Raw genomic sequence first — 14,841 nt, forward strand, 5'->3', positions numbered from 1 at the left:
AAATCATGATTGATTGTTTAGTTTTTGATATAGGAGGAACTAATTTACGTGCTGGAAGATATTTGTTCAGAAAGAATAAGCTTGTAGAAGTTATAAACAAGCCAACTCCAACTATTTGGAATACAAACGATAAAAGTGAAATTTATTACAACTACTTAATCACCAATATGGAGGAACTGACAAAAAAAATATTTCCGGAATGTTCTCCAAAAGTAGTTACAATTGCCTTCCCGGGTCCAATCACTTTAGATGGTGAAATTCTACGTACTCCCACAATCTGGGGTAACAAATTTATAGCTAACTCCTCTTTTGTTTCAGATCTAAAAAGCGTCTGGCCAAATTCAGTAGTGAATATTATAAATGATGTTTCAGCTGCAGGCTATTTCTTGTGTAGTAAATACAGTCAAGATTTCTGTGTAATTACAGTTAGCTCTGGGATTGGTAGTAAGCTTTTTATCAACGGGAAACCATATACTGGTGAGACGGGACGCGGTGGTGAGATTGGGCATTGGGTGACCGATAATTCTAAAGATGCTTTTAAGTGTGAATGTGGAGGGAAAGGACATTTAGGAGGAATTGCATCGGGTAGAGGAGTGTTAGCCATGGCAAAAAATCAAGCTAAAATATATCCCGCAATTTTTCAAAAGTCTTTGATAGCTCAACGCACAAAGGGCAATCATGCTATTATAACTAACGAATTGCTTGTAGAGTCATATTTGGAAGAAGATGAGTGGACAAAAGTCGTAATAAACAAATCAGCCAAAGAACTAGCCAAAGCAATTGCTCTGATACATACTACCACGGGAGTTGAACTATTTATAATCATTGGCGGTTTTGGAATTGCCTTAGGTGAACCATATCGAAAGATACTGGCAACTTTTGCTAAAGACTTCTGTTGGGATTTAGGGCAGGATTGGAATGAAATGATAAAGTTAGGCCCTAAAAACACTGAAATGGGTTTGTTGGGAGCGGGCATATTCTCAGAAACAGTAAGAAGCTCAATCTATGAAAATAACTAGGTACGCGTATTCTAAACAATTCGGAATTGACCATGATATATTGTTCGAAGACCTTAGAAGAATGATATTAAATGGTGATTATGTTCTTACCAAAGAGGTTACAGTTTTTTTAAATAACTTTTCAAATTTCATCCAAGCCGGTTTTGCATGTGGGACCAATTCGGGCACAGATGCTTTAATATTAGCTATGAAAGTTTTGAATATAGGTCCTGGTGATGAAGTAATCACTCAAGCTAACACGTTTAATGCAACTGTTGCGGCAATAAAATTTGTAGGCGCTACACCTGTATTAGTAGATGCTGATGAAAACACTTTCTTAATGAATGTCGCTCAGATCGAAGAGAACATTTCAAGCCGATGTAAAGCGATCATCCCTGTTCATCTTTATGGGAAACCCTCGCCAATGGAGCAAATTACCGAGCTTGCAAGTAAGCATAACATTTATATCATCGAAGACTGCGCACAAGCACACGGTTCAAAGTTGAATGGCAAGAATGTTGGTACTTTTGGCAAAATCGGATGTTATAGCTTTCATCCGAGTAAAAATTTGGCTGCTGCTGGAGATGGTGGTTGTATTGTCACTAATGATGCTGAATTGTTTGAAAAATGTCAACAGGTTTCAAGCTTGGGACAAAAGGGGCAAAACAATCATGTAGTGATGGGATTCAACAGCAAGCTTGATGCTTTACAAGCCAGAATCTTGGATTGGAAATTGCCTTTTCTATCTGGGTGGAATATCGCCCGAAACCAAATTGCCGATCGTTACTATAAACAATTAAGCCAACTTCCAATTAAATTTCAGCAAAGAGCTTCCAATGAATTTCATACTTATCACCTCTTAACCATAAGAACCGAAAAAAGGAATGAGTTACAGGAATTTTTAAAAGTAAAAAATATTGATACAATAGTTAGGTATCCAACTCCGATCCATTTACAAAAAGCTTTCGAGAAAGAAGGGTGGAAAAAAAATCAATTCCCGGTTGCCGAAAAACTTGCCAATGAGCTTTTATGCTTACCGATAAGGCCCGATATGAGCACAGACGAGATCGATTATGTGTGTGACAATGTTAAACATTTTTTCTGAAAATTTCAGCAAAATGAAATCCTTGCGCAAACTTACGATACTTGGTGGTAGTAGTCCGTTTACAGTAGAGCTTATCAATTGTATTCGTGAGGGTAATTTAGAAAATCAAATAGGCCCCTACCATCTTTTTCTTTTTGGACGGAATGAGAGAAATCTCCAACTTTTATTTGAGTATAGTCGTTTTAATCTTGATAAGATTGGCTGGAAAGTGGATTTTTCCACTAATATAAATCATGCCCTTTATGGTTCTTCTGTAGTTATTCATCAGAGCAGATATGGAGGGTTAGAGGGCAGATTAGATGATGAGATTTTTGCTAGTAAAATGGGCGTTCCTTCTGACGAAACGTTAGGACCTTCTGGATTAAAATCAGCATTAAGGATGGCTTCTGATTTAAAAGTATTAGCAAGAAAAATCAGTTCGCTTTGCCCCGAAGCATTAATAATCAATTTAACAAATCCATTAAGTATTGCCGTTTCTATTTTGCATCATGAAGGTGTATCAAATATATTAGGTATTTGCGAATTGCCACTTGTTACTTTGGATAAAGTAGCAGATATATTAAAAATCCCAACCGAACAATTGCATTGGGAATATTCGGGTTTGAATCACAGAGGATTTATCCATGGAATTAAGCTACAAGGACAGGACGTCATGCCTTTATTTTTAGATCGCATCTCTATTTCAGGTTTCGATGGATTTCATAATTCCTTGATAGAAAACTTAGAAGCTATTCCCCTAAAATATTTCCATTTATTTTATAAGGCTCACTTTAATCAAGTTAGGGCAAATCAAGTAAAGCTTATTGGGGAAAGCATAATTGATGAACTTATCCTAAACCCCATTAAATCGCCGGTAAGTCTAAAACACAGAACCATGGATTGGTATAGAAAAGGAATAATTCCTGTTTTACAAAGCATCAATTCTTCTAAATCTGCCATTCTTATTATTAATAAACCAACAATAAATACTCTTACAATTGAAAGCAAAGCTTATGTTTCAAATGATAAAATTACGTTGATTAAATCCGCGAAACCTCCTGCACAGGTAAGGAAATGGCTAGAAATTTTTGTGGAACATGAAAAAGCTACTTTTAAAGCAGCAATGGATCCATCACCAAATAATATAAGTAGTGTTTTAAATTCAGACCCGTTGGTTGCTTCTTCCAACGTAAAAGCTATTTGTAAATCTATTTTAAAAACATATAATAGAACATGAACCGACCTACGCTAAATATTGGAATAATAGGTTGTGGAAGGATGGGAAAGATCAGGGCGGAAGCTACAAAGAATGCCAATCAAAATATATTGGCAGCGTTTGATATCAACAATCAAATGCTTTCAGATTTCAAATTATTATTCCCCAACTCTCAAGCGATAGATAAAATCGATAATTTCCCATGGAATAATATCGATATAATTTTTATTTGTTCTCCTCCTTCATTGCACTTAACTCATATCTCAATTGCTGTTAAACACAAAAAGGCATTTTTCGTTGAAAAGCCACTTTCAATAAATGCAATCGAAATAACCCGTATAATTAAAGAGATAGAAACAAAACAAATAATCAATGCTGTTGGATATATGAACAGATATCGAGCATCTATACAACATATAAAAAACCTTCCCTTCTTAGGCGTTTCAAGTTATTGGATAAACAAAATGTACAAAGTTCCCTGGTGGGAAAATATTAATGAATCTGGAGGCCCTTTAAACGAACAAGCCACCCATTTATTTGATTTATATCGTTACCTCATTGGAGATGTATTTGAAGTTTTTGCAAACTGTGCCTTAAGTAATTATAGTTTTCCAACTACTATAAGTGTTAACCTCAAGTTTATAAAAGGCCAAGTTGGAAATATCCTTTACAGTTGCGACGCAAAGTCAAAAAAAATAGGGATGGATTTATTTACTGAAGAAGATAAGATTTCATTAGAAGGGTGGGATTTCAATCTAAGAAATCAAACGTTTCCGATTTTATCTGCTCAGGATATATTCGACTTAGAAACTAAAACATTTTTCAACGCTGTTATAGAAAACAAGCAACAATTGGTTCTTTCTGACATAAAAGATGCATTAGATACCCAATTCTTAGTAGACGCTGTAAATTTATCAATCAAAACACGAAGTGTCGTCAACATTAAAGAATTTGTGACATCTAATTCAATATAATAATTTGCAAAATATGGTTGCAATGTATAATCTGTTGATAATATAATCTTTACAGTAACGCTAAAGAAGAAAAAAAAAGTTATGAAGTACTCATTTGAAGATCAAGATTATAATTTCGAGATCGCCCACAATGGTAATGCTCCGATTTACTCTTTAAGGGTGGCTACTTTATCCTCAAATTTTGCTTTTAATTTTTTAGACTTTGTCAAGATGCCCGTGGCCTCCACCATTGGTAAGCACACTCATTTCACTGATAGTCAGGAAATTTATATAATAATATCCGGAAATGGTGAAATGATAGTTAATGAAAAAAATTACATAGTTAAAAAAGGTGATGTTATAGTGAATCCCATTGGTGGAACTCATCAAATAAAAAATATGGGAAGTGAAGAAATTTGCTTTGTAGTAATTGAAACCCAAGTTCATTAAATCTAATTAGCTTTATTTCATTACAATTAATTTTAGGTACAGTTATGATATCATTCAATATACTAGCCAACCCAAACTGGAAACGAGGCTTACATCCTTTTTACCGATGGAAAAACCAATTGGAGAACAATGGTATTAAGGTTCAAATATACTTTAGCCATAAAGACAAAAGGCTTCGGAACTCAGACAACATTTTTATTTTTTCAAGGTACTTCGAACAAGGTTGGCAGAATATTCAGAAAAGGACTCCTGAAAATGAAAGTGAATTAATAAAATATTTATCAGATTTAAAAAATTATGCCGGCGAACTGATTTGGTTTGACGAAGCTGCGTCCTCCGGCTCCGCAGATTTTCCGATTATAGGTCATGTTGATAAGTTTGTAAAGAAACAAGTGTTAAAAAAGATGGATTATTATAAAGAGCCTGTTAATACTGCTGATTTACGTATTTGGGTAAATTCAACTATAAAACAAACACAGGTAACTCCCTTCATACCTTGTCCGGCAAATGAACTTCACAAAATAAAAGCTGGGTGGAATACCTCCGTCTACGATTATCGTTACATTAGAAATAGATTAATGCCAATAAGTAACTATCTCAGCTATAAGATTTATAGCCCAAGATATACTGACATTAATGCCAAACGAAATCTTGATGTCGCATTCAGAGGAACTACTGCTTATAAAAACAATATTGAAGTTTCTCTTCAAAGAAATAAAATTATTACTATTCTAAATGATATCGATTTAAAAATTGCACAAGGCAGAAGGATAACAAAGGCAAAATATTTCAAAGAATTACAATCAGCTAAAATCAGTTTGAGTCCGTTTGGATTTGGCGAAATTTGTTATCGTGATTTTGAAACCTTTATCGCTGGAGCGATATTGGTAAAACCTTCATTAGATCATCTGACTACATACCCAAATGTATTTATTCCAAATGAAACCTACATACCAGTATCATGGGATTTAACAGATCTGCAGGAAAAAATAGAAGATATTTCCATTAATTACAACCAATATAAAGATATCGCTCGTAACGGACAAAATCGATTTAAGACATTGTTAAATAATTCAGAATATTTTGTTGAAGCAATAAATCGCATTCTTGATAGGACTTTCTAAAAAGATTGCAGAACAAATCTTCACACAGAGGTAAGGCGGAAACTTCGCTTGTCATTCCAAATCTACACTGATTTGGGTTCACATACAGTATAAAGATTGTTATAGTAACCAACCATATCGCTAATACTTTCGTAGATATTATGTTTTATCATTCCACCTGTACTTAGAATTTTAGAGTTATCACCTAAATGATGGTCAATTTTACCATTTAAGAGTGCCAATTCGGTGGTTTTTATCTCAAAGCTGTCTTTCTTTTTATCAAAAATTAATCTCAAGCATTCACTAAGAATGCTGTCTATCATTACTGGCACCCCCGAACAAATATTATAAGTCTCATTATAATTTCCTCTATTTAAAAGTAATGCTATATAACTTGCAACATCTCTGACATCCACAAAATCTCTAATAGAATCCAAGGAACTGGTTTGCAATTCAGTTATTAATGGATCATTTTTGATTCTTAATAATTCACTTACAAATCGTCCGCATACATGACGCTCATCCTGGCCTGGTCCAACAATATTAAACACCCTTAAAACTAAATAGGGAATATGGAATTGTTCACAAAAAGATTTAACTATAGTTTCTTCGGTTGCCTTTGCAAATTGGTATAGATCGGCGGGATTACAGATGTCTGACTCTTTGAAAGGAATGTCTTCAATTTTTGAGGGTAATCCATAAATACCACCGCTCGAGATTGCTACAAAAGGAATATTTTTAAAGTGTTTATTACAAGCCCAAAGCAAATTAAGGGTTCCTTGAATGTTTGTGCTAAACAACTTTCCATACCCATCGCCTTTCAGTCCAGACGCCAGATGAATAATTTCTGTGGGATTAAAATCAAGCATTACATCTTCTATTTTTGTCTTATCCAAAATATTCGCCTGTAAATATCTGTATTTGTCGTTTTCTAACAATTTGAGGAGTTCATCAGGGAGTGGCGCATTTGATAGTATATTACCTTTTATATGAACCGAATGTGTGAAGCTCCTAGGAATCTCTTCGGACCTGCCAATCCCCAAAATTTGTATGTCCTCAAATTCTGCTAACAATGAAGAAGTAAGGTATCTTCCCAAAAAGCCTTGGGAGCCGGTAATTAGAACTCTTTTCTTATTCATTCTGAAATGATAGGATAGTTTTTTTCAGCCCATTTATTAATGATGTTTCCGGTTTCCAATCCAATTCCGTTTCTGCTTTCATATTGTTTGATATTAAAAGATCAATATCAGCAAATCTCGGTCGGTCAGATTTGGAGTTTTCACAAATATTTCCAGAGGTATGCATAATTTCTTGAATCATTGTTGCTATTTGTTTTGCGCTCGTCCCAATACCCGTTCCAATGTTAAATATCTCGAAACCTTTAAATTCAGATAATAATGCGTTTTTTATTGCCCTCACCAAGTCACCGACATAGCAATAATCTCTAACTGAAGAAAGGTTAAATAGTCTTAAATCACCCCCTTCTAATGTTTTTTTATAAACATCATACATTAATGATTTCTTGGACATACTGGGCCCATATATGGAAAATGGTCTAAGGATTTTAAATTTAATAGATTTAGAAATATGATACACATAAGCTATTTGCTCAATAGCTACCTTTGATACGCCATAAGGTGATAGAGGCTGAAGTAAGCTATACTCTGAAACCGGATTGAAGATAGGTCGTCCGTAGACTTCTGCAGATGAGATGATGATCACTTTATCAATCTTTATATCTTTACATACGTTCAACAGTGATGTTGTTCCTAAAGTATTTACCCTTAAACTTTCTATAGGGCTTTCAAATGAATCTCGAACACTGTTAAGGCCGGCTAAATGTATTACCACGTTTACATCGGATAGAACTCTTCTCAATTGATTAATATCGAATAGGTCCACTACAATTAAATCAGTAGAGGTAATAACATTCTCATCGGTTCCTGTAATTAAAACAGTATTGATTATTTCATCCTTAAAATCACGTCTCAAGTGTGTGCCAATAAAACCTCCAGCCCCAGTAATCCCAACCTTCAATTTTCCCATAATTAAATCGGCTTTGTTATATATAAGATAGTTAAAGGGCCAACTTTGGGGAAATATCGTCCCAACTTATATCTCAGAAAATTTGATATGGCACTATTTATTTTAAAAAAAATAGAAGCATGTTTGCCAATTAAGGGGCTCACCAATCTCATCATAACGCTTAAGAGTGCGAAATTCACAACCTTGCCAATAAGTAGATATGGAACTAGAGAATGAGTTGTTTTATGAATAACCTGAAGTTGTGCTTTTTGCAACAATTTTGCAAGAGACTTCTCAGAATACAACCACCTATGCTGTGGTAATCCTAAAGGAAACAATCTGTACCAATAACTCGAAATTCCTCCAACAACTCCAACTTCAAAACTAATATAACCGTTTTGTTTTAAGGCCTTTTTCATTTGTTCAATAGAAAGGAAGGGGTCTGGAAAATGCGCTAAGAGATCGACATGAAAAATCACGTCAAACTTTTTACTATTAAAATCAAAAGTTTCTATAAATCCTTGATACCCCATAATTTTATAAATATTTTTCATGTAACCCAATCGTAAGTAATTGGGCTCAAGTCCAAAAACTTCGTATCCGAACTGGGCAAATGCATGAAGTTGATGCCCGTTGCCTGAACCAACCTCTAACAAAATCATATTCTTACCAATTTTTTTATTTAACCACCGAGCTTTGTAATAGGAAGATAGTTTATAAAATGGATCAGAATGAGAATCCATTTCCCAGTTGATAGTTTCAATATCAGGTAATGGATTGCAGAATAATAATCCGCACTCTGGACATACTAGCGAGTTATATCCTTTTTCTTGATAGACTGATTTACTGGAATGCTGATGACACAAAAAACATTTATTTTCCACTTTTTATTTTTTTTTTGTTGCAAGCTCAAGAAATTCGATTTCCAATTTTTTATTCATTGAATCAGGTGAAAAACAATCATCAAACCTGTTTTTTGCAGCCTCACCAAGCTTAAATCTAAAGTGTTCGTTCTTAATCAATTTTTCTAAGTGATAAATTAGCCTATCTGGAGAATTAATATCAAACAATAGGCCTGTTTTATTGTCTATGACCATTTCGGGAATACCTCCAACTGTTGAAGCAATCAATGGCTTTCCGATTGACATTCCCTCAAGTATACTATTTGGGAGAGAATCATACCTACTTGCATGTACCTGAATATCAATAACGTTAAAAATATTCCCGATATATCCTGGGTAACTTAAAAACTGTACCCTAGATTTTAAGTTATATTCTTGGACTAATTCTGTTAATCTCTTTAAGAATTGAGTGTCCCGAGGATACCCTATTATCCATAACTCGATATAAGAATATTTATTTGCTAATTGATGGAAGGCATCGATCAGGAGATCCTGACCTTTAGAATGGACAATTTTTGCAATCTGACCAATGATTAACTTTTTCGCTTTAGTTTTACTTACTTTTAGTTTTTCTATTTCCTCGTCATAAGAAAATTGAAGTTTTATGGGACTAGGTATTACTAAAAATTTTGGATTATCTGAACCAATCCATGCCTGGAGCTCAACCGTCCTAAACCGAGAATCACAAATTATTGTATCGCTAAATTTCAAAAAGTGTCTTGCTGTTTTGGAATATAAGCTATTGTTATTCTGCTTATGATATAAGGTTGTAACTATTGGAATATTTATCAATTTCTTTACCAACGCCCCAAAAATACCTCCACGTGGCAGCCGACAATCCAAAACATCTATTTTGTGTTGATTTATTATTTTAAGAATGGACACAAAGTAGATGATTGCATTAGCCAAAGACAGGAACTTATGCAATGGTTTCCAAATTTTGCCCTGCTTAAATTTAATCACCCTGACATAACTAACCTGAATCTGAGCCCTTTTGAAATGATTCATTGCGGGATTAGATTGGTACAATGTGCAAACTCGGATATTAAATAATGTTTTATCTAAACCATCGCAGATATTCAACAGTCTAGTTTCATCACCACCAAAACCACTCGAAGAGTGAAGAGAAAGAATATTTGTTTTTTTTTTCTGCATTATACCATCAATTAGTTAAGTTGTCCTCTAAGCTTAATAATTGTTTTCAGTAATGACCATTTTTCCATCTGGTTGGTTTTCAATAAGCTGAGGTTATCATTAATATCTGTCCATATTGCCTTATGTGGAAAGGTATTAACTTTGAAATGGGATTTAATCAAAGTTTTACACAAAAGAGGAACATCTATCCTCCTATCCCTGTAATGTTCGCGAACTATTTCTATAGCAGAATTACTTAGAACATAAGTTCCACTTGACACAAATATCTTTTTTAAAGGTTTTTCAAGATAATCAATAATCGTGGTATCATGTGTAATCAATTCTCCAAATGGAATTCTGAAAGACTCTTCATGTGCTGCAATTGTCATATCCGCCCCAGATTTAATATGGGCATCTACTAAGTTTTTTAAATTTAGATTTAAAAGATTATCTACATTTAAAATTAATAAAGGTTCTTTATTGCAATCAACCCACTGGACGGCCCCTATAGTTCCTAAAGGAACGTTTTCAGTTAATAATTCTAATTTTATTTTAAGTTTGCATTCATAAACAACCTGCAATTCTTTTATATAATTAATTAGATCAGGCTCATTTACAGAAACCGATATCCACAGGGTTTTAAATTTAAAAAGATAAGCATACAAAATATTTAATTCTATAAGTGGAATATCAAAAACTTTAATTAAAGCTTTATGGGTATTACTATTCGTTGAAGCCCGCATTCTGCTGGATTGCCCCCCAGCCATAATTAAAACATGATTCATTTTAAACCAGTAATATAAATTTATAAATAGTTTAATTCTATAAGTTTAAATATATTTATTTTTTTAAACTTTTGTCATGAGATCAACTCCAATATTTAATAAAGTTATATGCCAGTTAATCAAAAGAATCAAAGTAAAATGAGAGCAGTCATCCAGCGGGTAAGCAATGCATCTGTAAAAGTGAATGAAATAATCACCGGCCAGATAAACACCGGCTTTTTGGTTTTACTGGGAATTTCTGAAGATGATACTGAAGATGATGTGAGCTGGCTTTCTGCAAAAATTGCCGGGATGCGTATTTTTAGCGATGAAAATGACCAGATGAATCATTCTCTGGAAGATGTGAATGGAGAAATTTTACTGATCTCACAGTTTACTCTTTTTGCACAAACAAAAAAAGGAAACCGACCCGGTTTTACACGGGCCGCAAAACCGGAGAAAGCAATTCCGCTGTATGAGCTGATGTCTGCGAAATTAGAAATGCTCACAGGAAAGAAGACTCAGAAAGGAATTTTTAGCGCAGATATGAAGGTAAGTCTTTTGAACGACGGACCTGTTACGATAATTATTGACACAAAGAACAGGGAATAATTCATCCGGGAATCAGCCTGGTTTTCCTAATTAACCGGTAACAAATAAACTATTATGACCATACAGGAAGCACAGCAAACGGTAGATAGCTGGATCAAAACAACCGGCGTAAGATATTTTAATGAATTAACCAATACGGCTATCCTGATGGAAGAAGTTGGAGAGGTGGCCCGGATTATATCCCGTAAATACGGCGAGCAATCTTATAAAAAATCTGATGAAAATGCTGATCTGGGCGACGAACTGGCTGATGTACTATTTGTGCTGATCTGCCTGGCCAATCAAACAGGTGTTGATCTGACTGAAAGCCTGCATAAAAACCTGGAAAAGAAAAGCATCCGCGATAGCGATAGGCATAAGAATAATGAAAAGCTCCGGTAGACGCATGAATATGAGGAGCGGGCTATTAAACAATAAACCTTATTCCTCTATTTTAATAACCCCTGCTCTTTCGGTATGAATAATTAAATCCTGATCCATTTTCACCAGCCGGTCGCCTTCTAAAACCGGAATGCTGGCAGTGATATCAACGTTAAGACAAAACTCAATATCTTTTTCAATTTTCAGTTTCTTTAATCTTTCGCTGTGCGAGGTTTTTTTAAGAAAGCCATTGAGATCATTTTTTCCAAGTATATACAAATCATCCGCAGCAATACCAGAATCATCAAGCTTATACCCTTCGCCCTTTAGCTGGTTTACAACAGCGCCTGCAAACAGGGTATCTTCCAGATTAAATTTATTTTTCCAGCCGGCGCAAAGTAAAAACACATCCGAATCCTGTTTTTTAAGCCAGTTGCATAAAGAGGTTAAATTCAGAAATGACCCAATAACGATTTTACGGGCCTCCCGAGATTCGTTAATTGCATGCGTACCGTTTGTAGTAGTTAATACAATGGTTTTACCGGCCACTTTTTCTACGGTATATGAAAACGGAGAATTCCCAAAATCAAACCCGTTTACTACCTCGCCATTACGTTCGGCAGCGAGTAAAAATTCAGACCCGCGGTATGATTCGCAACTCTCAATAGTTGCTACCGGAATAATCGCTTCCGCTCCATTTTCAATGCCATAGCAAATAGAAGATGTTGCCCTGAAAATATCAATCACTACAACTACGCTTTCGCGGATATCATACAGATGAAGAAGAGCGGGAGTCAAACAGACTTCCAGTTTACGGTTTTGCATATATTTCGATTTTATCATCAGGATACACTTCTGCGGATGTATTTACGGATGACAAGAGTTTTATTTAAAGGGGAATTTGACAACTTTTGCTTTAATTTTATTATCGCGGATGCGGATAAAAATCTCAGAACCTTCTTTAGCAAATTCAGTTTTTACATATCCCATACCAATTGCTTTTTGTAACGACGGAGACTGCGTTCCGGAACTTACCTTTCCGATAACATTTCCATCTGCATCAACAATTTCATAATCATGACGCGGAATTCCCCGGTCAACCATTTCAAAACCAATCAGTTTACGTTCTACTCCGTTTTGTTTCTGGGCGGCTAAATTTTCAGAATTGACAAAATCTTTGCTGAACTTGGTGATCCAGCCTAAACCTGCTTCAAGAGGTGAAGTTGTATCATCAATATCATTTCCGTACAGGCAAAACCCCATTTCTAAACGCAAGGTATCCCGGGCAGCCAAACCAATTGGTTTAATTCCGAAATCTTTACCTGCTTCAAATATTTTATTCCATATCTCAGAAGCATGCTCATTATCAAAATACAATTCAAAACCGCCGGCACCGGTGTAACCTGTGGCAGAGATCAGCACATTTGGAATTCCTGCAAAAGTTCCTTTCTTGAAAGTGTAATATTCCATTGAAGCCAGGTCCAAATCTGTCAGACTTTGCAGTGCTTCAGCAGCTTTTGGCCCCTGCACGGCTAACAAAGAAGTACGGTCAGATATATCTTTCATCTCCACTCCAAAGTTGTTATACTTTGAAATCCAATCCCAGTCTTTTTGTATATTGGATGCATTTACAACCAGCATATAGGTTTTCTCATCTATACGATAAACCAGTAAATCATCTACAATTCCACCATTCTCATTTGGCAGGCATGAATATTGAATTTTCCCATCATACAATTTAGAAGCATCGTTAGAGGTAACTTTCTGAATTAAATCTAATGCGCCCTCTCCTTTTAAAATAAACTCGCCCATATGACTCACATCAAATACGCCCACTGCTTTTCGAACAGTTTCGTGTTCTGCATTTATACCGGCGTACTGCACAGGCATATTAAATCCCGCAAAGGGAACCATTTTAGCGCCTAAAGCTATGTGGAGATCATTTAAAGCTACATTCTTCATGTTAGGGAATCCAATTTTTATTTGCGCCAAAAGTAAATAAAAAAGCGGAGATGCTTCAGGCCTCTTCTATTTTATGATAGAAGTCCATAATTGCGGCACTGCCGGTTTCCATGCAGTAATCTGTTTCTACCAAATGGCGGGCATTTTCGCCAATCATTTCAACAAAAGAGTGATCTGTACTGCATTGCAAAATGTATCGGTAAAAGTCATCGGCAGTATCTGCTATGAGGATATTTCTGCCATGCTCATATCTGATTCCTTCTGCGCCGAGCGAGGTGGAGATCACACATTTTTTCATGGCCATAGCCTCGATAATTTTCACCCTCATTCCGCTGCCCGAAAGCAGTGGCACAATCATCATAGCTTTAGAGTTCATAAACTCTTTGGCATTTTCAACACTCGAATGAATTTTCACATCGTCTGCTTCGTGGTTTCTGAATTCTTCAGGAATATTTTTTCCGGCGATATAAAATTTCAAACCGACATTAAGCTCTTTGAGATCGGCCCAAACATTCTCTAAAAACCATTCCAGGCCTTCTTTATTCGGCAACCATTTTAAAGAGCCAATATGAAAAACGGATAAAGGTTCAGTAAGTGACAAATCCGGATTGTATTCATCCGGATCTATCTGCACAGAAAGATTTTGCATAGGAACGGTACAGCCTCTGTACTTTAATTCACGAAGGTCGGCCTCGCAAATGGTTGCCACTGCATCAAAATTATTTAACTGACTGAGTTCAAATTTTCTTAATGTGCCGGCAAGCGAGTGAAGATAAAATTTTCTGAGAGGCCATTTTTCTGAATCTGCAAAGCGGTCCCAAATCTGGTACTCTACATTATGAGCCCGGTAAATTACTTTTGCCCTGCTAAATTGCCTGATCACAGGAAGATAAGGCACTACAAACAATCCTTCTAACTGAATAATATCAAAATTAGTTTCGCTTAGGATATTCCTTAACTGAATGGCTGCATTGGTATTATAATAACGTGAAACTATATAAGATTTATTAAATAACAGGCTTTTAAATGCATTCATTGCACTTACATGGGTATTCAGGTAGCTGGTAGTTATTGAAATCTGATTTAGAACTGGATCATTAATCCGGGCAATTTCAACAAAATGCTTTGCGGGATTGAGACTAAAGATGCTGACCTCTGCGCCCAGATTAAGAATGCCTTTTAAAGTATTGCGAAGCACAATCGGATATCCTCCATTTGCCGGATACGGAACCCGGTTGCTTATGTACAATATCTTCATTTTTAAACAATTTAATCACT

At 35.4% G+C, this 14,841-nt stretch carries 16 protein-coding genes; 8 read left to right on the forward strand and 8 right to left on the reverse strand.

The annotated features are described in order from the left end of the window. Positions 1–5 precede the first annotated feature (5 nt). The 6 genes from G521_RS0101740 (at position 6) to G521_RS0101765 (ending at position 5,825) form a co-directional block, all read left to right on the forward strand. Positions 6–1,019, forward strand: a complete 1,014-nt coding sequence (locus G521_RS0101740; RefSeq protein ID WP_026896974.1) for an ROK family protein — start codon at positions 6–8, stop codon at positions 1,017–1,019. Further along, the gene (locus G521_RS0101745; RefSeq protein WP_026896975.1) at positions 1,006–2,103 is read left to right on the forward strand and encodes a DegT/DnrJ/EryC1/StrS family aminotransferase; all 1,098 of its coding nucleotides are present in this window, start codon (positions 1,006–1,008) and stop codon (positions 2,101–2,103) included. Before G521_RS0101740 ends, G521_RS0101745 begins: the two co-directional genes overlap by 14 nt. A 13-nt stretch (positions 2,104–2,116) precedes the next feature. After that, complete coding sequence (locus tag G521_RS0101750; protein ID WP_162141779.1) at positions 2,117–3,319, forward strand: family 4 glycosyl hydrolase; 1,203 nt, start codon at positions 2,117–2,119, stop codon at positions 3,317–3,319. Continuing rightward, positions 3,316–4,272 (forward strand): Gfo/Idh/MocA family protein, encoded by a 957-nt coding sequence (locus G521_RS0101755; RefSeq protein WP_026896977.1) that lies wholly within the window; start codon positions 3,316–3,318, stop codon positions 4,270–4,272. The genes G521_RS0101750 and G521_RS0101755 overlap by 4 nt, the downstream gene beginning before the upstream one ends. Positions 4,273–4,353: 81 nt before the next feature. Further along, positions 4,354–4,701, forward strand: coding sequence for a cupin domain-containing protein (locus G521_RS16245; RefSeq protein ID WP_051189371.1), 348 nt, complete (start codon positions 4,354–4,356; stop codon positions 4,699–4,701). A gap of 44 nt (positions 4,702–4,745) precedes the next feature. Next, positions 4,746–5,825 carry a hypothetical protein gene (locus tag G521_RS0101765; protein WP_051189374.1) on the forward strand — a complete coding sequence of 360 codons (1,080 nt, stop codon included), beginning with the start codon at positions 4,746–4,748 and terminating at the stop codon, positions 5,823–5,825. Positions 5,826–5,887: 62 nt separating this feature from the next. Here G521_RS0101765 and G521_RS0101770 read toward each other — a convergent pair whose 3' ends face one another. From G521_RS0101770 to G521_RS0101790, 5 genes are read right to left on the reverse strand one after another with little or no spacing between them, the layout of a single operon-like run. Then, a complete protein-coding gene (locus tag G521_RS0101770; RefSeq protein WP_026896979.1) occupies positions 5,888–6,943 on the reverse strand; it encodes an NAD-dependent epimerase/dehydratase family protein in 1,056 nt (351 codons plus the stop codon). Continuing rightward, positions 6,936–7,850: an NAD-dependent epimerase/dehydratase family protein gene (locus tag G521_RS0101775; RefSeq protein WP_026896980.1), complete on the reverse strand. Its 915-nt coding sequence runs from the start codon at positions 7,848–7,850 to the stop codon at positions 6,936–6,938. The genes G521_RS0101770 and G521_RS0101775 overlap by 8 nt, the downstream gene beginning before the upstream one ends. 2 nt (positions 7,851–7,852) lie before the next feature. Beyond that, a complete protein-coding gene (locus G521_RS0101780; protein ID WP_155975633.1) occupies positions 7,853–8,713 on the reverse strand; it encodes a class I SAM-dependent methyltransferase in 861 nt (286 codons plus the stop codon). Between the two features lie 3 nt (positions 8,714–8,716). Beyond that, the gene (locus G521_RS0101785; RefSeq protein WP_026896982.1) at positions 8,717–9,886 is read right to left on the reverse strand and encodes a glycosyltransferase family 4 protein; all 1,170 of its coding nucleotides are present in this window, start codon (positions 9,884–9,886) and stop codon (positions 8,717–8,719) included. A gap of 11 nt (positions 9,887–9,897) precedes the next feature. Then, on the reverse strand, positions 9,898–10,650 hold the full coding sequence (locus G521_RS0101790; RefSeq protein ID WP_026896983.1) for a sugar phosphate nucleotidyltransferase: 753 nt from the start codon (positions 10,648–10,650) through the stop codon (positions 9,898–9,900). A 138-nt stretch (positions 10,651–10,788) separates the two neighbouring features. Here G521_RS0101790 and dtd point away from each other — a divergent pair, with 138 nt between their 5' ends. Together dtd and G521_RS0101800 are read left to right on the forward strand one after the other, a co-directional pair. Continuing rightward, positions 10,789–11,241: a D-aminoacyl-tRNA deacylase gene (gene dtd, locus G521_RS0101795; RefSeq protein WP_026896984.1), complete on the forward strand. Its 453-nt coding sequence runs from the start codon at positions 10,789–10,791 to the stop codon at positions 11,239–11,241. 54 nt (positions 11,242–11,295) lie between these two features. Next, entirely contained in the window at positions 11,296–11,622 is a 327-nt protein-coding gene (locus G521_RS0101800; protein WP_026896985.1) for a nucleotide pyrophosphohydrolase, read from the forward strand. A gap of 39 nt (positions 11,623–11,661) precedes the next feature. Here G521_RS0101800 and G521_RS16250 read toward each other — a convergent pair whose 3' ends face one another. From G521_RS16250 to G521_RS0101815, 3 genes are read right to left on the reverse strand one after another with little or no spacing between them, the layout of a single operon-like run. Next, complete coding sequence (locus G521_RS16250) at positions 11,662–12,426, reverse strand: 2-phosphosulfolactate phosphatase (protein ID WP_051189376.1); 765 nt, start codon at positions 12,424–12,426, stop codon at positions 11,662–11,664. Between the two features lie 60 nt (positions 12,427–12,486). Then, positions 12,487–13,563, reverse strand: coding sequence for a glycine cleavage system aminomethyltransferase GcvT (gene gcvT, locus G521_RS0101810; protein ID WP_026896986.1), 1,077 nt, complete (start codon positions 13,561–13,563; stop codon positions 12,487–12,489). A 55-nt stretch (positions 13,564–13,618) separates the two neighbouring features. Next, positions 13,619–14,821: a glycosyltransferase family 4 protein gene (locus tag G521_RS0101815; RefSeq protein ID WP_026896987.1), complete on the reverse strand. Its 1,203-nt coding sequence runs from the start codon at positions 14,819–14,821 to the stop codon at positions 13,619–13,621. Positions 14,822–14,841 lie beyond the last annotated feature (20 nt).

The organism is Daejeonella oryzae DSM 19973, from assembly GCF_000422945.1.
Taxonomy (GTDB): Bacteria; Bacteroidota; Bacteroidia; order Sphingobacteriales; family Sphingobacteriaceae; genus Daejeonella; species Daejeonella oryzae.